17 protein-coding genes are annotated in these 22,103 nt (G+C 56.9%); 6 read left to right on the forward strand and 11 right to left on the reverse strand.

Features of this window, described 5'->3' with window-relative positions; all coding sequences use genetic code 11:
- Window positions 1-184: 184 nt before the first annotated feature.
- Together M4951_RS24585 and M4951_RS24590 are read left to right on the forward strand one after the other, a co-directional pair.
- Complete coding sequence (locus M4951_RS24585) at window positions 185-670, forward strand: hypothetical protein (RefSeq protein ID WP_262024239.1); 486 nt, start codon at window positions 185-187, stop codon at window positions 668-670.
- A 15-nt stretch (window positions 671-685) separates the two neighbouring features.
- The gene (locus tag M4951_RS24590; RefSeq protein ID WP_262024240.1) at window positions 686-1,387 is read left to right on the forward strand and encodes a DUF1643 domain-containing protein; all 702 of its coding nucleotides are present in this window, start codon (window positions 686-688) and stop codon (window positions 1,385-1,387) included.
- A 72-nt stretch (window positions 1,388-1,459) separates the two neighbouring features.
- On the opposite strand, the gene M4951_RS24595 is transcribed toward M4951_RS24590, so the two are convergent.
- The 4 genes from M4951_RS24595 to M4951_RS24605 form a co-directional block, all read right to left on the reverse strand.
- A complete protein-coding gene (locus tag M4951_RS24595; RefSeq protein WP_262024241.1) occupies window positions 1,460-2,599 on the reverse strand; it encodes a Gfo/Idh/MocA family protein in 1,140 nt (379 codons plus the stop codon).
- Between the two features lie 120 nt (window positions 2,600-2,719).
- A complete protein-coding gene (locus M4951_RS25700; RefSeq protein ID WP_410050416.1) occupies window positions 2,720-3,106 on the reverse strand; it encodes a four helix bundle protein in 387 nt (128 codons plus the stop codon).
- Window positions 3,107-3,130: 24 nt separating this feature from the next.
- Complete coding sequence (locus tag M4951_RS24600) at window positions 3,131-4,165, reverse strand: sugar phosphate isomerase/epimerase family protein (RefSeq protein WP_262024242.1); 1,035 nt, start codon at window positions 4,163-4,165, stop codon at window positions 3,131-3,133.
- Between the two features lie 107 nt (window positions 4,166-4,272).
- The gene (locus M4951_RS24605; protein ID WP_262024243.1) at window positions 4,273-5,520 is read right to left on the reverse strand and encodes a hypothetical protein; all 1,248 of its coding nucleotides are present in this window, start codon (window positions 5,518-5,520) and stop codon (window positions 4,273-4,275) included.
- A 288-nt stretch (window positions 5,521-5,808) separates the two neighbouring features.
- Between M4951_RS24605 and M4951_RS24610 the strand changes: the two genes are divergently transcribed.
- Window positions 5,809-6,972 carry an aldose 1-epimerase family protein gene (locus tag M4951_RS24610; protein ID WP_262024244.1) on the forward strand — a complete coding sequence of 388 codons (1,164 nt, stop codon included), beginning with the start codon at window positions 5,809-5,811 and terminating at the stop codon, window positions 6,970-6,972.
- Between the two features lie 12 nt (window positions 6,973-6,984).
- On the opposite strand, the gene M4951_RS24615 is transcribed toward M4951_RS24610, so the two are convergent.
- Window positions 6,985-7,779 (reverse strand): endonuclease/exonuclease/phosphatase family protein, encoded by a 795-nt coding sequence (locus M4951_RS24615; protein WP_262024245.1) that lies wholly within the window; start codon window positions 7,777-7,779, stop codon window positions 6,985-6,987.
- A gap of 280 nt (window positions 7,780-8,059) precedes the next feature.
- Here M4951_RS24615 and dnaE point away from each other — a divergent pair, with 280 nt between their 5' ends.
- Together dnaE and M4951_RS24625 are read left to right on the forward strand one after the other, a co-directional pair.
- Window positions 8,060-11,605 carry a DNA polymerase III subunit alpha gene (gene dnaE / locus M4951_RS24620; RefSeq protein WP_315985781.1) on the forward strand — a complete coding sequence of 1,182 codons (3,546 nt, stop codon included), beginning with the start codon at window positions 8,060-8,062 and terminating at the stop codon, window positions 11,603-11,605.
- Window positions 11,606-11,875: 270 nt separating this feature from the next.
- The gene (locus M4951_RS24625) at window positions 11,876-13,267 is read left to right on the forward strand and encodes a DUF1598 domain-containing protein (protein WP_262024247.1); all 1,392 of its coding nucleotides are present in this window, start codon (window positions 11,876-11,878) and stop codon (window positions 13,265-13,267) included.
- Window positions 13,268-13,458: 191 nt separating this feature from the next.
- Here the strand turns inward: M4951_RS24625 and M4951_RS24630 are convergent, their stop codons facing one another.
- Both M4951_RS24630 and M4951_RS24635 read right to left on the reverse strand, forming a co-directional pair.
- On the reverse strand, window positions 13,459-14,343 hold the full coding sequence (locus tag M4951_RS24630) for an AraC family transcriptional regulator (protein WP_262024248.1): 885 nt from the start codon (window positions 14,341-14,343) through the stop codon (window positions 13,459-13,461).
- A 130-nt stretch (window positions 14,344-14,473) separates the two neighbouring features.
- On the reverse strand, window positions 14,474-15,373 hold the full coding sequence (locus M4951_RS24635; protein WP_262024249.1) for a DUF4261 domain-containing protein: 900 nt from the start codon (window positions 15,371-15,373) through the stop codon (window positions 14,474-14,476).
- A 247-nt stretch (window positions 15,374-15,620) separates the two neighbouring features.
- Between M4951_RS24635 and M4951_RS24640 the strand changes: the two genes are divergently transcribed.
- Window positions 15,621-16,055: a hemerythrin domain-containing protein gene (locus M4951_RS24640; protein ID WP_262024250.1), complete on the forward strand. Its 435-nt coding sequence runs from the start codon at window positions 15,621-15,623 to the stop codon at window positions 16,053-16,055.
- 5 nt (window positions 16,056-16,060) lie between these two features.
- Here the strand turns inward: M4951_RS24640 and M4951_RS24645 are convergent, their stop codons facing one another.
- From M4951_RS24645 to M4951_RS24660, 4 genes are all read right to left on the reverse strand, one after another.
- Window positions 16,061-17,578: a mercuric reductase gene (locus tag M4951_RS24645; protein WP_262024251.1), complete on the reverse strand. Its 1,518-nt coding sequence runs from the start codon at window positions 17,576-17,578 to the stop codon at window positions 16,061-16,063.
- Between the two features lie 314 nt (window positions 17,579-17,892).
- Window positions 17,893-19,158 (reverse strand): DUF1501 domain-containing protein, encoded by a 1,266-nt coding sequence (locus M4951_RS24650; protein ID WP_262024252.1) that lies wholly within the window; start codon window positions 19,156-19,158, stop codon window positions 17,893-17,895.
- Between the two features lie 48 nt (window positions 19,159-19,206).
- A complete protein-coding gene (locus tag M4951_RS24655; RefSeq protein ID WP_262024253.1) occupies window positions 19,207-21,447 on the reverse strand; it encodes a DUF1549 domain-containing protein in 2,241 nt (746 codons plus the stop codon).
- Complete coding sequence (locus M4951_RS24660; protein WP_262024254.1) at window positions 21,444-21,998, reverse strand: RNA polymerase sigma factor; 555 nt, start codon at window positions 21,996-21,998, stop codon at window positions 21,444-21,446. Before M4951_RS24660 ends, M4951_RS24655 begins: the two co-directional genes overlap by 4 nt.
- Window positions 21,999-22,103 lie beyond the last annotated feature (105 nt).

Raw genomic sequence — 22,103 nt, forward strand, 5'->3', positions numbered from 1 at the left:
ATGAAGACCAAGAATTCTTCTTCGTAGCCCGAAACGCGAGCGAGGGAAAATCGCTCGGCAATTCGAATGCGGCTTGAAGTATCCAAGCGCATTTCCCTCACTCGCGCTGCGGGCTACAAAGAGGTAAGCGGTGCATTCGCGGTTTCCTCTGACATTGCACAACTTCCCAACTTGGAACCACGTTATGATCTCTACGCTACTCGTCGCTGCAGCATTGCTCTCGGCCGATCCGGCGCCCAAACAAGCGCCGCTTTCGGTAACGGTTGGCCGTGAGAAAACCCACGTCCAAATTCTTACCGAAGAGAAGCAGACGATCCTGGATGTCGTCTGCCCGTTTGGCATTGATAAGGCGACCGTAAAACGAACCACCGGCAAGTGGCCGAGCCCGCTGGTGGTGCGGTTGCATCTGAAAGGGCTCGAAGCGTTTACAATTGGCAGAGTGACTTGGTCAGTCTCCAGTTCCGGAGAGTCGCTGGTCTCCGTCTCGGTACCGGATGGTGGGACCGTCCATCTTGGCAATAACGCTTACGCCAGCGTTGTCCGGATCGTTAACAGCGCGGAAAAAATTCCGCTCGAAGCCGAGGGCTACTTTGAACTGACGCTCCCCGCCAAACTGTTTGAAGGCAATCCCGCCGAGCTGAAGCTGGCATGGGTCGACTTCTATCGCTGAATCAAGGAAGAGTAGATGAAACCGTTTCTGCCGGCCGCGGATTTGAAGACAACGTACGATATCTTCGGCCATTTCTACACGGTGGCGCTCGCGTCGCAAGAAACCGCGTCGTGCCGCAGCGTGCTGGAAATCATCGACAAGAGCTGCACGCCTGCGGACGTCGATAAGATTTCCGACCGCCAGCCCGATGCAGTCTTCATCATGATGAACCCTGGTTCGTCGCAACCGCTGGTCGAAGTCAACAATTACATCGCGGCCGATCAGATCGGTGAGCTCTCGATTTCGCTCGTCCCCACCAAGCCCGATACGACGCAGTACCAAGTGATGCGGGTAATGCGCTATTGCGATTGGCGACACGTCCGCGTGTTGAACCTCTCGGATCTGCGCAGCCCGAAAAGCCCCGAATTCATCAAGACGTTTACACGGTTGGAAGCGGAAGCGAACTACGACGCTCACTCGATCTTCTCACCGGCGCGAACCAAAGAGTTAACCAAAAAACTTCCTCGCAGTCGCCAAACGCCGCTGGTCTATGCATGGGGATTGAGCGAGAAACTAAGCCCGCTGATCGAGCGCTGCCTGCGGACGATCCCTCGCAAGCAGACGTTCACCGGGCTGTTGGCCGAAGGAACCGTCGACAAATATCGTCATCCGCTGCCGACGCTGCAAAAAGACAAGCTGATCTGGCTTGATAACATGGTTCGCCAGTGCGAAGCTTAGCGCATTGCCCTAGGCCGATAAAAAAGGCTCGCCGAAGCGAGCCTTTTGGTTTTCATTGCACGGTCGAATCAACTACACGTTGATCCATTGACGGGTCTTACCACTTTCTAGAACCGCGTCGCAGACTTTGGCGGTTTCGAGGGCCGACTTGAAGGTCGGTTCGCACGGCTTTCCTTCTTCGAGCGATTTCAGGAAGTCGGCGACCTGGTGGACGAAGCTATGTTCGTAGCCGATGCTGAGGCCCGGCACCCACCAATGGCTCATGTAAGGATGATCGCCGTCGGTGACGTGGATCGACTTCCAGCCGCGCTGCGGACCATCGTCCGCGTGGTCGTACATCTCTAAGCGGTTCAGGTCGTGCAAATCCCAGCGCAGCGAAGCGTCGGCGCCATTGATCTCCAGCGTGTAAAGCGCCTTGTGACCGCGAGCATAGCGGGTCGACTCGAACAGGCCGAGCGAGCCGTTGGCGAAGTGGCACATGAACGCACAGGCGTCATCAATGTTGACCTTTTCCATCTTGCCGGTCAGCTGGTGCATCCGCTCTTTGACAAAGGTCTCGGTCATGGCGCTGACGTCGCTGATGCCGCCGTTGAGCCAGATCGCGGTGTCTATGCAGTGCGCCAGCAAGTCTCCGGTGACGCCGGAGCCGGCCGCCGCCGCGTCCAATCGCCAGAGACCAGCGCCTCCTTGCGGAAGTTCGGCATTGATCGTCCAGTCTTGCAGGAAGTTGGCGCGATAGTGATAGATCGTGCCGAGCTTGCCGCTGTCGATGATCTGCTTGGCCAAGGAGACCGCCGGCAGACGGCGATAGTTGTACCAAACGGTATTAGGGACGCCGGCCTTTTCGACCGCGTCGACCATCTCTTCCCCTTCGGCCGTCGTGCGCGAGACCGGTTTCTCGCATAGGATCATCTTGCCGGCCTTGGCGGCGGCGATCGAAATCGGAGAGTGCGTATCGTTCGGCGTGCAGACGTCGATCGCATCGATATCATCCCGCGCGATCAGCTTTTCCCAGTCGGTCTCGTAAGACTCATAGCCCCACTGCTCAGCAAAGGCTTTCGTCTTTTCTTCACTACGCCCGCAGACCGCTTTGAGGACCGGGGTGTAGCTAAGGTCCGGAAAAAAGTCGGCGACGCGTTTATAACCATTCGTATGGGTCCGGCCCATAAAGCCGTAACCGACGAGGCCGATGTTGAGAGGCTTTTTTGACATGAATTGTTAACCTTTTTGAAGGGCTTTGTTGGTTGGTAATGGAGGATTGAAAATGACTAAGATCTAAGGACGAATGTCTAAGGACGAATGTCTAAGGAAATCCGAAGATCGAATCCTTTATTAACTCTTGCGGAAGATTGCGGCGAATATTAGGTGTAGTTCTTTCGCATCCTGCCACAGTTCGCGGCATTCGTCTTTTTGTTCAGGAATCGCCGTAGCCAGCATGCGGTGCCAATGCTTCGTTTCCCGTGTCTCGCGTTTGCATACGCTAATACGATATTTGAACTCTTTTTTGGTTCCTGCGTCATCCGCCTCGCAATAGTTGGCGCCGATGCTCGTTGCTGACCGTACTGCCTGTTGAATAAGCGGTCGAGTTACCGAATTCTCGGGTAAGGCTCGGAGAAAACGAACTACCGCTTCTCCAAATCGAGCCGTCCGTTCTTCCAAGTCAAATGCACGCTTGGATGAAGAACTCTCGTCATTCGGCATTCGACTTTCGTCATTCATTAGACATTAGGTTTTAGACCTTCGTCATTTCCAGCCATGGGCGCTACGTACCTTCACCATCGCGTCCAAAATCGTGTTCCAAGTCGCGCTCTGTTCCAGCATTTCGTTCGGGAACATGCAACCGTCCCAGCAAATGTGTTTCACGCCGCGTTCTTGGGCTCCTTCGAGCCAGTAGCCAGAGCATTTCACGATGTCGACTTTGCCGTTCGGGTCATCGGCAGGGCAGTGACGGCCTGTCTTATCGTGGGCGCCGGTGCCGTGGACGGTGCCGTCGTTTTGGGCGACGTGGAAGTCGATCGTCCAGGGGCGCAGCGCGTCGGTCATTGTTTTGTAGGCGGCCCAGAATTCTTCGTCGCTGTAACCTTCTTTTAGCAGCGCATGTTCGGGCGCGTTGTAGCCCATCAGATAGAGATAGGTATGCGCCAAGTCGGCTTGGAATCCAACCGTCTGCGGCATGTCGACCGCTTCCAGCAGGTTCAGCACGTCGCGCCACGAGTGCATGCCAGCCCAGCAGATTTCGCCTTCGGCGGCCAAACGTTCGCCGTGATCGGCGGCGATCTTGCCGGCTTCTTGGAAGGTGGCGGCGACCTTGGCGGTGCTGGCTGCCGGATCTTCAAACCACTTCTCGGTTCCTTCGGCCGAGTCGATCCGAATCACGCCGTACTCGCGAACTCCATGATCGTTAAAGATCTTGGCGATGCGGCAGGCCTTTTCGATCGCCAGTTTGAACTTCGCTTGATCTTCGCTAGAGCCCATCGCCGATGCGCCGACTGTGCCGGGCCAAACCGGCGCGACCAGCGAGCCGATCTTCAAACCACGCGCGGCGACTTTGTCGGCCAAAATCTTCAGATCGTCTTCCGACGCGTCGGGATCGGTGTGGGGGTGAAACAGGAAGCAGTCGATTCCCTCAAACTTTTGACCGTTCACTTCGGCGGCGGCCGTCAGGTCCAACATCTGTTCAAAGCTGATCGGCGGGTGATCGGTACCCTCTTCTTTGCCAACCAGGCCGGGCCACATTGCGTTGTGCAGCTTGGGCATCGTGTGCGTGGGGTCGCTCATATTCGGGTCCCTTTACGGTACAGGTAAAGATAGGGTTGGTGTCGGCGAACCGACGAAAAAGCCCCGGGCGAAAGCGACTCCGGGGCTGAGCGGATCATTAACGGGCCTTACGCTTGGCGGAACGCGCCCATCGCAGGCAGATTGCTATGCACGTCCGGGCCAAAGTAGCGCAGGCCGACCAGCGGTTCGCTGCCGGTATTTTCGATCTCGACGCCGGCCGTCGCCGCTTCGTACGAGATGAAGACTTCATCTTCGGTCTCGGCGCCAAAGCGAATCATCGCCGGGGTTTGCAATTTCAGCTTGCCCATGCGGCCGCTTCCCTGCATCGTGATCCAGCCGCTCGCGCCGGGGTCTTTCAGCGTGCACTTGGCGCCGGGCTCAATGGTCAGTTCTTTCGAGCTGAACATCTGGGCTCCATCCACCGTGCCGTAGACGATCCAACGATCAGTGTAACCCTTGCCGCTGCGCGACTCGTCGGCGATCGGCTCGAGGTAGTTGTTGGCTTTGAAGTTAGGATCGACGTTCTTCTCCCAATCCAACTGCCCGATGATGAAGTCGAGATCTTGATGCTTCTCTTTCGGCATATCTTTGACCAGCAGCGACCAAGGGACTTCGCGTCCTTCGACCAGCGACTGGAACATGCCGAACACGTCGCTTCCCCACTGCGGCTCGTAGGTGCAAAGCGAACCGGGAGCATGCAGCACGCCTGGCGGAATCAACCAGCCGGTTCCCCGCTTCAGGCGATGCGCTTGCGATAGATAGGTGACGCCGTTGTCTCCCTTGTGCCAATCTTCCAGACACTTGCGCAGCTGGGCCTTGGTCGTGTCGGGGGTCAGACCCATGAAAGTGTAGGCGAAGTTGTTATCGACGTTATTCAACTGCGGTGGGAAGTAGTAGCTTTCGGGCTTCCCTTCCTGGCCGACCAACGCGGCGTCTTTGGCGCTTTGATGGAAATGATGCGGAATCGGTCCCATGTTGTCGAAGAACTTCGAGTAGACCGGCCAGCGATCGTACTTGCTGAACATTGGTTTGCCGATCAGGCGTTCGCCCGCTTCAGCGACCGCGTCTTTCAGCAGGAAGTGCTGGCCTTCAAACAGGCCAAAGCTTTGTCCTTCGTACCAAACACGGCCCTCGTTCGCAGCGTCGGTGGTGCTGGCGAACCAACGTTCGTCAATGCCGCCGCGGTGAGCTCCATAGGCGTACCAATCCTCTGGATGCAGCTTGATTCGCTTGCCGGGATGCAAGAAACTTCGCGGCACCCAGTTCGGCGAGAGTCTCAACAGACCTTCGCCAGCATCCATAGCACGATCCAAGATGGGGGCGACGCTGTCCCCTTTCACCACGTTTTCGATCATCGCGTTCGTATCTCTCTGTGTAAGATGGAGCGCCTCGTGGGGCGATTTCCCAATGTCAGGGGCGGATAAAAGTCCATTGCCAATGCCCGCGTCGCTCGGACTACCTCAGCCCCCGGGGGGCGCATCGGCGATACCGCGCGAAACGCCTGTTTTAGCAGGTTTTTTGGCGGTCGCAAGTAAACGTCGCGCCCTTAACGCGGGGGCAGTGCTGGATTGGATGGCTTTAGCGCGATATCGTGAATCACAAAAATAATCGGAGCCTTTACCAACCCCTTCGGGAGCCCCGCGATGACCAGCATGGTTTGGACGCTGCTAGATGCTGAAAACAATCTTGCCCTGGAAACGCTCGATGGCGATGTCGCCAGTTTGGCCCGCGATCCGTTCAGCGATGTCTCGATCCGTAAATGGACGTTGCTGGGCGGACTCTCGCAGGGCGTCGATGTGGTGGAAGTGACTAGCGGAGGTTTTCGTCTGCGGATCTTGCCGACGCGCGGCATGGGCATCTGGGACGCCTATTGCGATGGAGAGCGGATCGGCTGGAACTCGCCGGTCCCGGGCCCGGTTCATCCACAGTTTGTCCCGCTCGGCGAGTCCAGCGGTATCGGCTGGCTTGACGGTTTTAACGAACTGCTCGTCCGCTGCGGACTAGAAAGCAACGGCGCGCCGGAGTTTGACGCAACGACCCATCGCCTGACCTATCCGCTGCATGGCCGCATCGCCAACAAGCCGGCGCAAAAGGTGACCGCCGAAATCACTGACGATGGCGAAGTGATCATCCGCGGCGAAGTCTACGAAACCCGCTTCCTGGTCTACAATCTGAAACTGACGGTCGAATATCGCATTGCCCGCGGGGAGAACGGCTTTCGGCTGAAAGATACGATCACCAATCTTTCGGCCAAGCCGACCGCAGCCCAACTGCTGTATCACATCAATTTGGGAACGCCGGTATTGTCTGAGGGAGCCCAGGCCGTGATTCCGGCCAAGAAAATTGTTCCCCGCAACGATCACGCGGCCGGCGATGTCACCCACTGGGATTGCTACAGCCGGCCGCAGGAGGGTTTCGAGGAAATGGTCTATTTTTTCGAGTGTGCCGCCGATGCCGCAGGCCGAACCCCAACGATGCTCAAAAATGCCGCAGGCGATCGGGGAGTCTCGGTGACCTTCGATCCGCGGCAGCTCCCCTGTTTCTCACTCTGGAAGAACACGGCGGCCGAAACCGACGGATATGTGACCGGGCTCGAGCCGGCGACCAATTTCCCGAATCCCCGGTCGTTTGAAGCGCAGCATGATCGCGTGGTCAAACTGGCGCCCGGCGGCGAGGTGAATTTCGAGATTCAGCTCGCCTATCACTCGACTCCCGACTCAGTCGCCGAGATGGAAAAGTCAATCCGCAATTTGACGCCGCAACCGGCGCAGTTGCTCGATGCGCCGCATCCGTTATGGTGCTCGTAATCGCTTGAGCGGCTATTTGGTCGTAAAAGTCAGCGTGGTCGTCACTGGGCAATGATCCGATGGATAACGCCCTGTATCGCTTTTCCAACGATCGATGGTCGTATCGGTCGCTTGGAAGCCTTGGGAGTGGAAGATCCAGTCGATGCGCGCTCCCTTGGTTGGTTCGCTCCAGCCGTTGAAAGTCCAAGCCGAGCCCGCCCATTTATTCTTATTCCACGAATCGGTGAGATACGTGGCCAACGCTTGATGCGGCGGCGAGCCTGCATCAGCATTAAAATCGCCGGTAAGTAGAACCGGCCCGCTGTCGGACGCCGACTTCATTTGTTTCACCAACAGTTTGGCCGCTTCTTCGCGAGCCTGCGATCCGCGATGATCGAAGTGCGTATTCCAAAAGGTGAACGTGTGGCCCGACTGCTTGTCACGCAGCTTGACCCACGATGCGATCCGCGGCAGCGATGAGTCCCAACTGACCGATCCAATTTTCTCGGGGGTCTCGCTCAGTGCGATGCTTCCCTGGTCGAGCAGTTCAAACCGCGACTTGCGATAGAAGATGGCGCATTCTTCCCCGGTGGTTCCTTCCCCTTCGCGACTGACCGCATAGCAGCCGTACTGCGGCAGCTTTTCGCGGATATACGCCTCTTGAAACGGCAGGCACTCTTGCGTCCCCAGCAGGTCGGGATCGTAACGCTCGATTGCTTCGATCACCAGCGTTTTGCGGTTGTTCCAGTGGTTTTCGCCATCTTGAGCCGATCCATAGCGGATGTTAAACGTCATCACACGCAGCGACTGGTCGGGGGCAGCGCTCATCGCAAATGCAGGAAAAAGAGGCGATAACGCGAAACAGACGAGGGAAAAAAGTCGTAACACAGGCGGGAACTCCGGAGGTGGGGCGAAGCCAACGACTATCTATAAGAACAGCAAGTTGCCGGTTGGGCAAACTGGGCGGCGAAAAATGTGGGGGAGAGCCCCCCAAAAAAAGCTTGATGGTTATCAATCGACGCCGCCCGCGATAGAATCGTCATTGTCTGCCGCGGCGTAGCTCTCGCCGCTCTGAAGGAACGCCACTCTTTTCGCCTGGGAGGGAATGATGAGCGATCGCCGCTTCGTCCACCTGCACTGCCACACGCACTATAGCCTCCTGGATGGAGCGGGGTCGATTCCGCGATTGGTCGGTCGGGCGAAAGATCACGGCATGAACGCTCTGGCGATCACCGACCACGGCAATCTGCATGGTGCGCTGCAGTTCTATCGCGCGTGCAAATCAAACGATATCAACCCGGTAATCGGGTACGAGGCGTACATCGCCCCCGGCAGCCGGTTTGAGAAGTCAGGCAGCCAACGCGACTCGAATTATCACTTGACCCTGCTTGCGCAAAACAAGATTGGTTTTCGCAATTTGGTCAAGCTGTCGTCGGCGGCGTATCTCGAAGGTTTTTACTTCAAGCCACGCATCGATAAAGAGCTGCTCGAAAAATATAGCGAAGGAATCATCTGCCTCAGCGGTTGCGTCAGCAGCGAGTTCTCCAAAACGATCTTGCGCGGAACGTCGACCGAAGAGTTGGAAAAAGAAGGCGCGAATGTCGCTTCATGGTTCCAGCGCGTCTTCAAAGATCGCTACTTTGTCGAGATCATGAACAACGGCCTCGACATTCAGCGGATGCAGTTGGAAGGCGCCGTCGATATCGCCAATAAGATCGGCGTGCCGTTGGTGGCGACCAGCGATACGCACTACGTCGACCAAGAAGACGCCGAAGCGCAAGACGTGATGTTGTGCATCAATACCGGCAAATTCCGGACTGACACCAACCGGATGCGGATGGAGAACGACCAGTTCTTCTTGCGCTCGCAAGAGCAGATGTACGCCGACTTTCCCCGACTAGAACACGCGGTCGCGCGCAGTCAGGAAATCGCCGATACGGTCGACCTCGACCTGGAGTTAGGCAAGCGTCACTTTCCGACATACACGTTGCCTCCCGAGAAAACGGCCGATGGTTATCTGCGTGAGCTCTGTATTCAGGGGCTGAAAGAACGATATGAGGGAAACGAAGAGATGCTCCCCGGCGGCGAACTGTCGGAAGTGGTCATGGCCCGCTTGGATCGCGAACTGGGCGTGATCAGCCGGCTCGGGTTCCCCAACTACTTTTTGATCGTGTGGGACTTTGTGGTCGAGGCCCGCAAGCAAAACATTCCGGCCACCGCGCGTGGTAGCGGCGTCGGCGCGATTGTCTGCTATGCGCTTTATATGAGCCATGTTTGCCCGATCAAGTATGACTTGCTGTTCGAGCGGTTTTTAGATGAGAACCGCCTGGAAGCGCCGGATATCGATATCGATTTTGACAAAGAGCGCCGCGGACTCGTCATTCGGTACGTAAAAGATAAGTACGGCGAAGACAACGTCGCACAGATCGGCACGTTCGGAACGCTGGCGGCTCGCGCTGCGATCAAAGACGTGGGGCGTGCGCTGGGTCTGCCTCTGGATCGCGTGAATGCGATTACCGGCATGGTGCCGGAGACGCTGGGCATCAAGCTGAAGACGGCGATCGAAACCAGTGAAGAGCTAAAGCAGGCCTACGAAAACGACGGTGAAGCGCGCGAAGTTTTGAGCCTGGCGATGAAGATCGAGGGCCTGGCTCGCAACGTTGGTACGCATGCCGCCGCGGTGGTGATCGCCGATCGTCCGCTGACCGAATATGTTCCTCTATGCCGCGTGACCGGCAAAGAAGACTTGATCACGCAGTGGTCAATGAACGACGTCGAAGACGCCGGTCTGTTGAAGATGGACTTCCTAGGGCTGCGCAACTTGACGATCTTGCGCAACGCGATCGATCTGATCGAGGCACGAGAAGGAAAGCCGTTCGACATTCATAAGATGCCGCTCGACGATGAAGAGACGTTCGCGCTGCTGCGCCGTGGTGAAACCAAGGGTGTGTTCCAGCTCGAAAGCGGCGGTATTCGCGACCTGCTGCGGCGCATGAAGCCCGATAGTTTTCTGGACATCATCGCGACCAATGCGCTGTACCGTCCCGGTCCGTTGGAAGGGGGCATGGTCGATGAGTACATCGAAGTGAAAAACGGTCGCAAAGCGGCTGAGTACAAACACGAAGTGTTAGAAGAGATCTTGGAAGAGACCAACGGGGTGATGGTCTACCAGGAACAGGTGATGCGGATTTTGAATCGTCTCGGCGACATTCCGCTCGCCAAAGCGTACACCTGTATTAAGGCGATCAGCAAAAAGAAAGAGTCGCTGATTCAGCAGAACCGCGAACAGTTCATGATCGGCGCGGTCGAGAAAGGCTTGACGAAGAAAGAGGCCGAAGAATTTTGGGAGATGATCGTCAAGTTCGCCGGGTACGGCTTTAACAAAAGCCACTCGACGGCCTATGCGCTGGTCGCCTATCAAACGGCTTACTTGAAGTCGCATTATCCCAAAGAGTTTATGGCGGCTCTCCTCTCGGGCGACATCTCGGGGCGCAATTTCAAGACCAAAGATTCGCTTGTCGAGCATATGGAAGACTCGGAGCGAATGGAGATCGAGGTCGTTGCGCCGGACGTGAACACTTCGGATGTTCAATTCGCGGTCGTCGAAGGCAAGATTCCGTTTGCGCTGAGCGCCATCAAAGGCTGCGGCGGAGGCGCCGCCGAAGCGATTGTCGCCGCCCGGCGCAAAGATGGCCCCTTCACTGACATCTTCGACTTCTGCGAACGAGTTGACGCCTCTCAATGCAATCGAGCCGCGATCGAAACGTTGATCAAGGCCGGCGCCTTTGACTCGATGTCGCAGAACCGCGCGCAGCTTAGTTCGGTCTTGGACAAGGCGATCCAGTCAGGCGCCGCGGCGCTCGCTGATCGCAAAGCGGGCCAGAAGAATCTGTTCGCCGCCATGGAAGAAGCGTCGGGGGCGGCGGCCAAAGCGGTGAAGCTGCCCGATGTCGAAGAATGGAACGAACGCGAGAAACTGCTTTACGAGAAGGAAGTGCTCGGCTTCTTTCTCACCAGTCACCCGCTGGCCGAATATGGACAATCGTTCGCGATTTACTGCACCCATACGACGACTGACATTCCGCAGATGAAGGACAAGCAGGATGTGGTGATGGGGGGAATGATCACTTCGATCAAGCTGGCCCACACCAAACGCGCTCGGCCAGGCAGCAACAATACGAAGTACGCCAACTTTGACCTGGAAGATGTCAACGGCGCGATCCGCTGCATCATGTGGCCGGAACAATACGCAAATTTGGGAGATCTCGTAAAAACGGAAGCGGTATTTATTATCGAAGGCCGAGTCGACAAACGGGGGGGAGGGGACGACGAGGCGAACTTGATCGTCAACAACCTGGTTCCGATCGAAGACGCCCACTCGCGCTACACCAAAGGAGTCCGAATTCGGATCGACGAAGCACACCACGGCGCCGAGATTTTACCCAGTTTAAACGAGATTTTACGGGCCTATCCCGGCGATTGCGACTTGCAATTGGTGCTGCAATTAAGCGATGGGCACGCGGCGCTGCTGCGGACATCTCGCCGCGTCGACGTCTCACTCGAGATGCGAGATCGGGTCGATCAGCTACTGGGAGAAGGAAACTTCAAACTGATCACCGCTCCGCCGAACTCTCGGCGGCCGAGCAAAAATTAGCGCAAGTCATTTCTCTGAATAGGGTTGCGCCGGAAACGCATCCAATCCTGGCTGATTGCCAAGAAAATCGGCACAGTCGGAGCCTTTTTTGACGATTGCTTGCCTTCCCTATTTTCCCAAATTAAGATCAAAGGGACAGCTTACTTACGGCAATTTGCCCGTAGGTTTGTTGTAACGGCATTGCCGGCTCATCTTTCGTCGCTTGCACCAAAAGCGGCGAGCAATTCGCGCCTACCCTTTCTTGCTGCGTATTTGGACCAAGGATCAGACATGGAATTCCGCTCGACCCGGCTGTATCACCTGCTGCTGGCGACATTCGCCGTCGGATTATTGGTCGCCCCGGCTGCGGCTCAAAACAACGGCGGTAACGGCAACAACAACTTCCAGCAGTCCGGCGTTTACGTCGACGCGCAAGGCGTGTTGCGAATGCAACGTGCCGCTGACCCCTCGGGACAATTGATGCGTCAACGTTTGGCTGCAGCCAACGCATCGCAGTCTCCTGAACTAAGAAAAGCGAGCGGTCTGCGTAAGATCTCGCTGAATCGTCTCGAAAAAGAGCTGGCCAAAGCGACCGATCAAAACAACACGATTCCGGAAGAGATGAAAAATCTCGCTGGCCTCACGCAACTGAAGTACGTCTTCTTCTACCCCGAGTCAGGCGACATTGTGATCGCCGGTCCGGCTGAAGGCTTCGTCACCGATCTCACCGGCCGAGCAATCGGCACAAGCACCGGTCAAGCGGTACTTTCGCTGGACGACTTAATCGTTGCGATGCGAGCCTATGCTCCTGACACCAAGGGAGTCAACTTCGTCGGCGTCTCGATCGATCCGACCGAAGAAGGCTTGAAGAACTATCAACAGTATCTCGCCAGCGTCGGCAGCAACCTCGCCAAGATCAATGTGGCGACCCTGATCCCAGGAATGCAGCAAGCGTTGGGCAAGCAAGATGTAACGGTCACCGGCATTTCGCCAAAGACTAACTTCGCGAAGGTCCTGGTCGAAGCCGACTATCGCATGAAACTGATCGGCATCGGGCTAGAGCGACCTCCGGTTCGCATTCCGAGCTACACCGAAAACTCACGCGGCGGTTCGCGGAACGCTTTGCAGCGTTGGTTTTTCACGCCGAACTACGAATGCGTGAAGATGAGCGACGACGGACTGGCGATGGAACTGGTCGGCGAAGGCGTTCAATTGATCGGCGAAAACGAAATGGTGACCCGTGAAGGGGGTCGTGTCCAAGCCGGCGGCGAAAGTCGCGCCAGCTACATGTTCACGTCGACCTTCACCAAAAAGTACCCGGAACTCGCGAAGCGTTCGCCGGTTTACGCCCAACTGCGTAACCAGATCGACATGCTGATCGCGGCTGCTTACATCCAAGAGTACGACCTGTACGGTCAAGCGAACTGGAACCTGGGGGTCTTTAACGACGAGAGCCGTTACCCGGTCGAAGTCTACAACGCTCCGACTCAGGTTGAGACGGCGGTCAACGCCGTCTGGAAAGGCTCAAAGCTAGTCACCCCGATCGGCGGCGGCGTCTCGATCAAGCCGAAGTTCGCGCTGTTGCCGGAACGTCAGGTGCCCGACGAGAACGGCGCTTTGGAGAAGGAACGAGCCGAAGTGACCGTGCCGGAATTAAAGCCGGGCCAATGGTGGTGGGACTAACGCTCCTTGGCAAAGCTCTAGAAACAAAAAAAGCCGACCATTGGGTCGGCTTTTTTTGTGGCTGAAACTATTCTACGTAGTCTTAAGCGACTGCCAGCAAATGCCTATGTCTATTGAAGAAACCTCTCCGCCCTTCGGTCTTCATTCGACACGAGGATTTAGTCATTCGACATTTACAACGTTTGCATGCTCTAAACCGGCGTCGCCGACTTGTGGGCTTCGAGAAAGGTCGATCGATACTCACGCGGAGTCATTTGTTTGATCTTGCGGAAGCTGCGATTGAAGCTTGAGAGATTGTCGAAGCCTGACTTCAGGCTGACATCCAGAATGCTGTCCCCGGTTTCCATCAGCAAGCGGCAGGCGATGCCGATCCGCAGTTCGCTGACATACTGGGTGACGGTGCGACCGGTGGCTCGCTTGAACATGCGACTGAACGACGAAGGGTTCATGTCGACTTCTTTGCAGATCGCCGCGTGCGAGAGCTCGGGATCTTCCAGGTGTTCGTTGATGTAGTTGCAAGCTTTGTCGATTCGCCAGTCGGAAGCGTGATCGAAGCCAGGCGTATAACCTTCGCTCGCGAGGACTTCGCCCCCTTCTTCGGCCAGCAAATTCAAGCAGTTAAGCAGCGAGATCAGTTGCGTCAGCCCTTGTTGTTCGGGCATGAGCTTCATGATGTCGCCGACGCGCTGGACCGCTTCGGGGCTGTACAACAAACCGCGGCGCGCCTTGTGCAGCATCAGTCGAACATCGTTCAGCTCCGGAGCGTCAAAGAACGTGGAGCCGAGAAAATCGTTACTGAACTGGATGACATAAGCGATATGTCGATCGAACTTTTTGCCAACGAAGTCGTCCGATAGCCAGGTATGCGGCAGATTCTCACCAGAAAGGACCAGGTCGCCTGGAGTGTAGCGAGCGACATGATCACCCACAAGCCGCGTCCCTGTACCGTAGGGAACGAAGGTGATCTCGAGTTCCGGATGCCGATGCCACTTCGCTGGCGTCTCTAACGCCGAACGTTCAAAACAGCGAAATGAATGCCCTGGCGGCGGAACGAGTTTTTCAAATGCAATCGTCACGGCAGCTGTCTACGCATGGGTTTGCGATTTTTGGGGCTCTCTTTTAAGATAGCCAGACTGGGCATGTATGCACACGCTATCTTGGTTTTTTAGGCAAATTGCGCGTGAATTTGCCCACTTTTGCGGAAAATTACTCTCGTGCGCCGGATCTATGGCCCCCGTTAGGGGCAATATCGACCACCGTTCTTCGCGGCGGCGCCAGCGATTCTTCCCCCCGATGACGCCAAAATTGGCCGGGTCGGATCCCTGCGACGGCATCTCCCGCGGCGACTTTGCCGGTCTCAAATAAGTTGCACGCAGCGCGGTAGAGGAGCGGCGCGACCAACTGAGCGTCGATACCACGAAAGTGACACTGCACGTCGGGAATTCCCAAGGGGGTCAAGCCGACGCTGTCGACGAGCGTGTCTTGAAACGAAGCGTCAGCGCCATCTTCATATTCGACGACTCGAAACTGGCGGATATGAATCGCGCCGGGGGCGAGCCAGGGATGCTCTTCCAGCGAATCAACCGACGCAAGGAAATCATCCGGGGAAACAAAGGACCGCGATGATGTCCAAAAGATCGCGTCACAGGGTGCGGATTGCAAAATTGCGGCGACGATATGTTGGATCATGCGCAACCGCCGCGCCGCAGGCATTCGCGCTGCGCGAACATCCGCAATCTGAATTTCAAATTTGCAGTCCGCGACGACCTGCCGCGCTTCTAGCCAATTCCAAGTTTGCTCCAGCGCTTCGCTCCAAGCTTCGTCGCGCGTTTCGCTGTCCAAAGGCGCGGGACTCGCAATCCACTGCGCTTTTTCGTACAGAGGCGCCGAACGGACGAAAGCGAGCATCCCTTCGTCACGGTCTCCATCCAAAGGAGCAACATCCGGTGCGTGCTTCTCTAGCTTCGCAAGAATGGCGGCTTTGGAAGGCGCAGGACGCGATCGGTAGAGCAGGCGAACAACGTACGCTTTGGCGGCTTCCAACGTCGTAATTCCTAAGGGGAAATAAGGGGGCGAACTTCGGCGAAAAGAAGCGAAAGACGGCATGTCCAGTCAACCCAATCAACCCGCTTCATTGTAGACGAATCGTTCGCGCATCGCGAATTTCGCTGGCGAAATCTAAGGAGGGTAGCGAGGCGAAAAGATCGCTTCTGAAGGGAATATCGGATGATAGATACGTTCGCTTGCGCTTATAATGCAGTCACGCCTTGTCCCTGATCACTGTCGTCGAAGCCGTTTTCGTTTGCGACTAACAACCGCATTTCAACTCCCATCGTTAGCAGGAGGATGAACGATGACAGATCAAACTGTTCGACTTGATTTTCATGCGTTGGTGATGGAGCATGATCTGCTCCGTGATATTCTGGGCGTCCTCTCTGCGGACGACAATGGACGAACCGACTGGAACTCGCTGCCTGCGATGTTCGATGAACTCTACGATCGGCTCAACGAACATTTTTTGGCGGAAGAGCATGGAGGATACATGAACGATGCGCTTCGCCGAGCGCCTCATTTAGCGGAAGAAGCCGCGCGTTTGGCCGGCGAACATCCGATGTTTTTGGTCGAAATCCAAGAGTGTCGCAAAGAGGCCGAGGATCAATCGGCGCCCTACAGCGCTGATTTGCGAGGTCGATTCCGGAAGTTCACCGAACGGTACTTCCATCACGAGCACCATGAGAACTCGCTCGTGCAACGTGCGTTTGACATCGATATCGGAGTCGGTGATTAGTTCCTTTAGCTCCGCTGCCAGGCCAACCACTTTTGAAACACCGTTTTCACCAAGGGAGAGAGTTTTGTGCGGCGATATTGATCGGCGATCCGTTTCAAAACTTCGACCTGAGTCGGATAGCAATGGATAACGTCGGCCAGCGTATCTAACGAGCGGTGGGTCGACATCAACAAAGTGATTTCACTGATCATTTCGCCTGCATGAGGCGCTACAATCGTCGCTCCGACCACTTTGCCTGATCCGCGGCGCGTATGGACCACGGCGAATCCTGCGGTTTCGCCGTCAACGGCCGCTCGATCGACTCCTTTCATCTCTTCGCGATAGCTATCGATCTGTAAGCCTTGCTCCTGCGCTTGGGCCGGAGTCATGCCGACATGAGCGACCTCGGGATCGCTATATGTCGTGCGCGGCATGATCATGCTTGAAAGCCGCGCATTGCCATAGAAAAGGGCGTTTCGCAAACAAGCTCGCGCCATTGCGTCGGCTGCGTGCGTAAACTGATAACTGCCGGCGATATCGCCGGCCGCAAAAATTTGCGGGTTGGTCGTCTGTAAACGGTCGTTGACGATCACCCCTTTCTTGTTGAACTCGACGCCGGCCTTGTCCAAGTCGAGCCCTTCGACGTTTGGCCTGCGACCGAGAGCGACCAGGATCGCGTCGACTTCGAGAGTCTTCGATTCGCCTTCCCCTTCAATCGTCACCCGCGTCACGTCCCCGACTCTTTCGACATGCGTCGCCAAATGATTCAAGTAGAGCTGAACGCCTTCGCGCATCAGTTGTTGTCGCACTACTTCGCTGGCGCTCGGATCTTCGCGCGAGAGGATCCGCGACTGACGCTCGATTCCGTGGACTTTGCTGCCAAAGCGGCCAAACGTCTGCGCCATTTCGGTTCCGATGGGTCCCATGCCGAGCACCGCGAGTCGCTTCGGCAACTTGGTCAGCGAAAAGATCGTTTCGTTGGTCAGATAGCCAGACTCTTCCAGTCCGGGGATCGGCGGAACCTGGGGGCGACCTCCGGTAGCGATGACGCAGCGAGCGAACTTGAGCGTCTGGCCAGCGACTTTAACGGCGTCTGGCGCTACAAACTTCGCACCGCCCAAATAAACGTCGACCCCCATGCCTGCAAAGCGCCGCGCCGCGTCATGGCGTGAGATTTCGGCGCGAACGCGACGCATCCGCTCCATGACATGCTCAAACTCGACGCGCGGATCGCAAACTGGATTGACTCCGTAGGAGGGCGCCGTCGCAAACGCATGCGCCGCTCGAGCGGAGCGGATCAAAGTTTTGCTCGGCACGCAGCCATAGTTCAAGCAGTCCCCACCAAGCAACTTGCGCTCGATCAGCGCCGACGTTCCTCCGAGCCCCGCCGCGCCGAGCGCTGAAATGATTCCGGCCGATCCGCCTCCGATCGCGATCAGGTTGTACCTGCCGCTGGGGATGGGATTGCTCCAATCATCGGGATGGACATGTTTCACCAGCGCCGCATTGTGTTCGTCGTCAGGAAGCATTTCGAACGAAGTCATGAGCGAGTACGATCTGGCTAAAAGGGAAGATGGCGGCGCTCTGCTGCGCTCGGTACAGAAATTATGGTACCCCATTGGACCTGCGTCGGCTGCAACCATAAAAAAAGCCGGCGTCTTTTCAAAGACGTCGGCTGGTTGCGAAGTTGCGATGCTGGCTCGTGGGGCTCTTTGTGCAGCGCCATCCGTCCCTGAGCGCTTGCGGCCGAAGGTTCTTAGGGAACGCTCGGCCTTGCGCCATGTTCTTCTCGCGTCATCGCGGGAAGAGCATGTCTTCCGACTTGACGCCCAACTTGGGCGCCAGGTTTTGTACAATACTAGGCGATCAGTTCTTTGATCACTTTGCCGCCGTTGGCGATTTTCATCGGGCGGCCATTTTTGCTGGTGAAGGTCGTTTCGAGCGATATGCCCATCGCTCGGCAAACGGTCGCCATCATGTCTTCGGCCGAGTAAGGTTCGGTCTCAACGCGGGTACCGTCGGCGCTCGTTTCACCCACCGCGATGCCGCCGTTGATGCCGCCGCCGCCGACAACCGTGCTCCAACTGCGGGCCCAGTGGTCACGGCCGGTGTTGCCGTTGATCCGCGGGGTGCGGCTGAATTCGCCCATCCAAACGATGGTCGTGTCTTGCAACAGACCGCGTTGCTCCAGGTCGGTGACCAGGGCCGACATCGCCTGGTCCATGACCGGCAGTTTGTTGTCGGCCAAGGTGTTGAAGATGTTGGTATGGTTGTCCCAACCGCCCAGGTCGACTTCGATGAACGGCACGCCGGCTTCGACCAGACGACGAGCGAGCAGGCAGCCTTGGCCGAAGCCGTTCGTGCCGTACATCTCTTTCATCGCTTCCGGTTCTTCGGTGACGCGGAACGCTTTCATCTGTTCGCTGGTCATCAAGTTGACCGTCTTGTTCAAGATCTTGGCGTGATCTTCGGCGGCCGGTCCGCGACGCTGATTGATGAAACCGTTTTCGACCAGCTTCAACATTTCGAGCCGCTTGCCGAGGGTCCCTTCGCTCATGCCGGCCATCTTCAGGTTGCGCACCTGACCGTTGCTGCTGACGGTGAACGGCGCCCAGCTCATGCCGAGGAAGCCAGGCCCGACGCTGCCGCCGCCGACCGAAACGAACGGCGGAATTTCGAGGTAAGGACGTTGGTCGAACAGCTCATGCGCGACGACCGAACCATAGCCGGGGTGCTCGATGTTCGGGTTCGGGACGTAGCCGGTGTGCATGTAATAACGACCGCGACCATGATCGGCTTCGCGGGTGCTCATCGAGCGGACGACCGACAGATTTTTCATGATCTTGGCGGTCTTCGGCATGTGTTCGCAAATTTGCAAATCGCCGGAAGTCGAGATCGGGCGAAACGGCCCGCCGGTATTGGCGCCCGGCTTGAGATCCCAAATATCCATGGTGCTGGGCCCGCCCCCCATCCAAAGCATGATGCAGCTTTTGCCGCGGCTGGTCAGATCGGCGGCGTTAGCGCGAATCGCGTTGCCCATCATCATCGCCGGAGCGACCATGGCCGAAGCGCCGGCCATATGCTTCATAAAGTGACGTCGCGACATCCCAGTGGGAATGGACATAGTTCTCTCCGATTAGAAAAAGGGCGATTTGCCTTGCTTGGAATTCGTTTAGTGATCGAGCAAAAACTCGTTACTGTTCAATAGAGCCCACCAGATATCTTGCAACGCGGCAGGCATTTCATCTTGGCGAGCGGTCAAAATCTGGCCGATCGCTTTTCGTTCGCGACCGTTCGGCTTGCGAGCCAAAGAGGCCAAAAACAGGTGATCGATTTTTTCGCTGGGGGACATGTTGCTGTGGATGACGCTCTTCAGCACGCCGGAATCAAGACGCGTCGCTTTCTCCATCAAGCGACCGTTCATCATTTCCAACGACTGAGCGTAAGAGCCTTCCAGAGCGTGCTCGACGCTTCCTTCGTCATCTCCCATCTCACGAGCAAACTGCCCCAGCCATTGATGACGAGCCGATGAGTCGGCGATCAGCACTGGCGCACGTCGTGATTGGGCGACCATCTCTAGCGATTGATAAAGTTGCTCGGCCTCCATCTGACGTGAGTAGTAATGGGCGAAGAGAGGGCGACCGACATAGGGTTGATCCGCAACTTGATCAGGCGAAGTTTGGCTGGAAAGCTGGAAAGCGTCGGTTAGCGCCATCCACCGCATCAGGCGTTTTAGATCGAAACCGCTCGCGGCGAAATCGCCGGAGAGTTGGTGAAGCAGTTCGGGATGCGACGGCGGATTGTGCTTGCCCATGTCGTCGACCAGCGGCGTAAAGCCGACGCCAAAAAAGTGTTGCCACATTCGATTGACGGTCGCTTCGGCGAACATGTCGCTATGGGTGACGTACTGCGCCAAGTAGTCGCGGCGGTTGACGTCGCTGATGCGTCCACTGGGCGGAATCGGCTGTGCGCCAGGAAACTGCGGGTAGGCGACATCGACGACGCCGTTGTTGCGCTCGAAATAAACGAAGCCATCTTCCGGTTTGTCGCCGGGGGGAGCATAGTCTTTGTCGACAACGCGAAAGCTCTCTTTCCCTTTTTCGGCGTGCGATTGACGGAAGAAAGCGTTCAGCTGCCAGTACTGCCGTTGATCGAACGCATCCCAAGGATGATTGTGACACTGCGAACATTGGGCCTGACGGCCCAGGAACACCTGGCACGTTTTGGCGGTCGCTAACGTCGCGTCTTGATCCAATAGTGAGCCCAGGAAGTTGACGGCCGGGTTGTAGTCAGCGGCGCTGGGTTGATTGCTGCCGGCGGCGGTCAGTAATTCACGCGCGAGCGCATCATAAGACTTGCCGGTCGCGACGCTTTCGCCCAGATATTTTTCAAACGCCGCGCGATTGACGTCACTGCCGTCACTCATGCCGGCGGCGCGTCCGATCAGCGTGTTCGCTAGTCGCGAACCCCAGTATTGGGCCAGTTCGTCACGATGCTGTTCGCCATACAAAATCTCGTTGACCAGCTTCTCGTTGCGATCTCGTCCCCGTTGGGAGGCGAAATGCTTGATCTCGTCGACCGAAGGAATGCGTCCTAGGAGCCGCAAGTAAACGCGGCGGCACCATTCTTCAGGGGTCGCGTCGCCGGTCGGTTTGACGCCGGCTGCTTGCCAAGCGACCGCTAACGCATCGTTGATTTCGGTCACAACTTGGGCGTCGTTCTTGGCCAAAGTCGGGGTCGGCTCGGCGATGATTTGCGGGCGAGGATCCGCGGTTTTGGGTTGGTTGGGCTGCGTATCGTTGCTGGCGGCGACTTGCGGCTTCTGCTCATCAGCCGGAATCGACGGCGCGACCGCAGGCGGTGGATTGTTGTTGGCCATCTGCGGCGACGGACTTGGCTTGATCGTCTCGACCAGCTCGTCGTTCGCCCCGGTTCCGTTGACCAGATGTTGGATCGGTTCTGGCGACGAGATCGAATCAGCGGCATTTTCGTGGGCGAGTCGCTCTTGCTCCAACTGGTTGCCGCGGATAACCCAAGCGCCAAATACGACCAGCGCCATCAGGGCGATCGACATGCCGCCCGATACGATCCATTGGCGACGACGCGCCCAGACAGTGCGACGACGCGCCAATTCGCTACGCGACGCACCTGGTTGCGTGATGTCAATTTCGGACGCGGCGATCTCGGACGCGGGACCATCGACCGGCGGATGCGTCGCATGCAACGCTGCGGCGTAGATGGGAGCGGAGATCGGCGCCGGATGAGCGGCGCCATTTTGCGACGGCGTTTGTTCAGACAGCGCTTGTTGCGAATGGAGTTGAGCCAGGATGCGCGCGGTCAGATCGGGCGGGCTTTTCTGTTGGAAAAGCTCGTCAAGCAACGAATCGATCAGTGGTTCTTCGCGATCGGTCATGACTTACGAGTCGACAAGTGGTCTTCCAGTCGCAATTTTCGTTCGATGCATTCGCGCAGTTGCGACTTGGCGCGTTGCATCAGGTTTTTCGCTCCATGTTCGCCCACGCCTAACGCGTCAGCGATCTCTTGCCGCGATTTGCGTTTCTCAAATCGCATTCGCAGCGCCGTTTGCGCCCGGTTGGTCAGCGACGCCAAACATTCCTGCAAGACGGCGATGACCTCTTCTCCTTGATCGGCGACGGTGACTTGCTGCCAGAAGGCGTCGATCTTTTCGACATCATCGGTCACGATCAGTCGCTTGTGACGGCGACGCAGATCGATCAGCAAGTTGTGGGCGACGCGTCGCAAGTAAGCGGCGGTAGCAGCCCGATCAAAATCGTCGAAGGGCTTCTGCAAGACTCGTAGAAACGTTTCCTGCGTCAGATCTTCCGCCTCATGATCGTCACAGCCGAGTGAACGCAAATACCGCCAGACCCCTGTTTGGTGGGTCTGGATCAGGCGAGCCGCCTGGTCTCCGGCGTTTGGCAAATCGGTTGGCTGTTCGCTCATTGAAGCGGCCGGGACGGGCGATAGTACTCAAAAAGAGGGCTGCGGGACGCCGAATGCATCGCAAGTTGTTATTTTGTAATAGGTTAGATTGCGAGGCGAACCGCC

Origin of the sequence: Blastopirellula sp. J2-11 (assembly GCF_024584705.1) — a bacterium.
Classification (GTDB): domain Bacteria; phylum Planctomycetota; class Planctomycetia; order Pirellulales; family Pirellulaceae; genus Blastopirellula.

Excerpts from the sequence above, each read along its gene's own strand:
- M4951_RS24635 (WP_262024249.1), bottom strand. The coding sequence starts at position 15,373 with ATGCCGTCTTTCGCTTCTTTTCGCCGAAGTTCGCCCCCTTATTTCCCC.
- M4951_RS24585 (WP_262024239.1), top strand. The coding sequence starts at position 185 with ATGATCTCTACGCTACTCGTCGCTGCAGCATTGCTCTCGGCCGATCCG.
- M4951_RS25700 (WP_410050416.1), bottom strand. The coding sequence starts at position 3,106 with ATGAATGACGAAAGTCGAATGCCGAATGACGAGAGTTCTTCATCCAAG.
- M4951_RS24655 (WP_262024253.1), bottom strand. The coding sequence starts at position 21,447 with ATGACCGATCGCGAAGAACCACTGATCGATTCGTTGCTTGACGAGCTT.
- M4951_RS24625 (WP_262024247.1), top strand. The coding sequence starts at position 11,876 with ATGGAATTCCGCTCGACCCGGCTGTATCACCTGCTGCTGGCGACATTC.
- M4951_RS24610 (WP_262024244.1), top strand. The coding sequence starts at position 5,809 with ATGACCAGCATGGTTTGGACGCTGCTAGATGCTGAAAACAATCTTGCC.
- dnaE (WP_315985781.1), top strand. The coding sequence starts at position 8,060 with ATGAGCGATCGCCGCTTCGTCCACCTGCACTGCCACACGCACTATAGC.
- M4951_RS24605 (WP_262024243.1), bottom strand. The coding sequence starts at position 5,520 with ATGATCGAAAACGTGGTGAAAGGGGACAGCGTCGCCCCCATCTTGGAT.
- M4951_RS24645 (WP_262024251.1), bottom strand. The coding sequence starts at position 17,578 with ATGACTTCGTTCGAAATGCTTCCTGACGACGAACACAATGCGGCGCTG.
- M4951_RS24660 (WP_262024254.1), bottom strand. The coding sequence starts at position 21,998 with ATGAGCGAACAGCCAACCGATTTGCCAAACGCCGGAGACCAGGCGGCT.
- M4951_RS24615 (WP_262024245.1), bottom strand. The coding sequence starts at position 7,779 with ATGAGCGCTGCCCCCGACCAGTCGCTGCGTGTGATGACGTTTAACATC.
- M4951_RS24640 (WP_262024250.1), top strand. The coding sequence starts at position 15,621 with ATGACAGATCAAACTGTTCGACTTGATTTTCATGCGTTGGTGATGGAG.
- M4951_RS24590 (WP_262024240.1), top strand. The coding sequence starts at position 686 with ATGAAACCGTTTCTGCCGGCCGCGGATTTGAAGACAACGTACGATATC.
- M4951_RS24595 (WP_262024241.1), bottom strand. The coding sequence starts at position 2,599 with ATGTCAAAAAAGCCTCTCAACATCGGCCTCGTCGGTTACGGCTTTATG.
- M4951_RS24650 (WP_262024252.1), bottom strand. The coding sequence starts at position 19,158 with ATGTCCATTCCCACTGGGATGTCGCGACGTCACTTTATGAAGCATATG.
- M4951_RS24600 (WP_262024242.1), bottom strand. The coding sequence starts at position 4,165 with ATGAGCGACCCCACGCACACGATGCCCAAGCTGCACAACGCAATGTGG.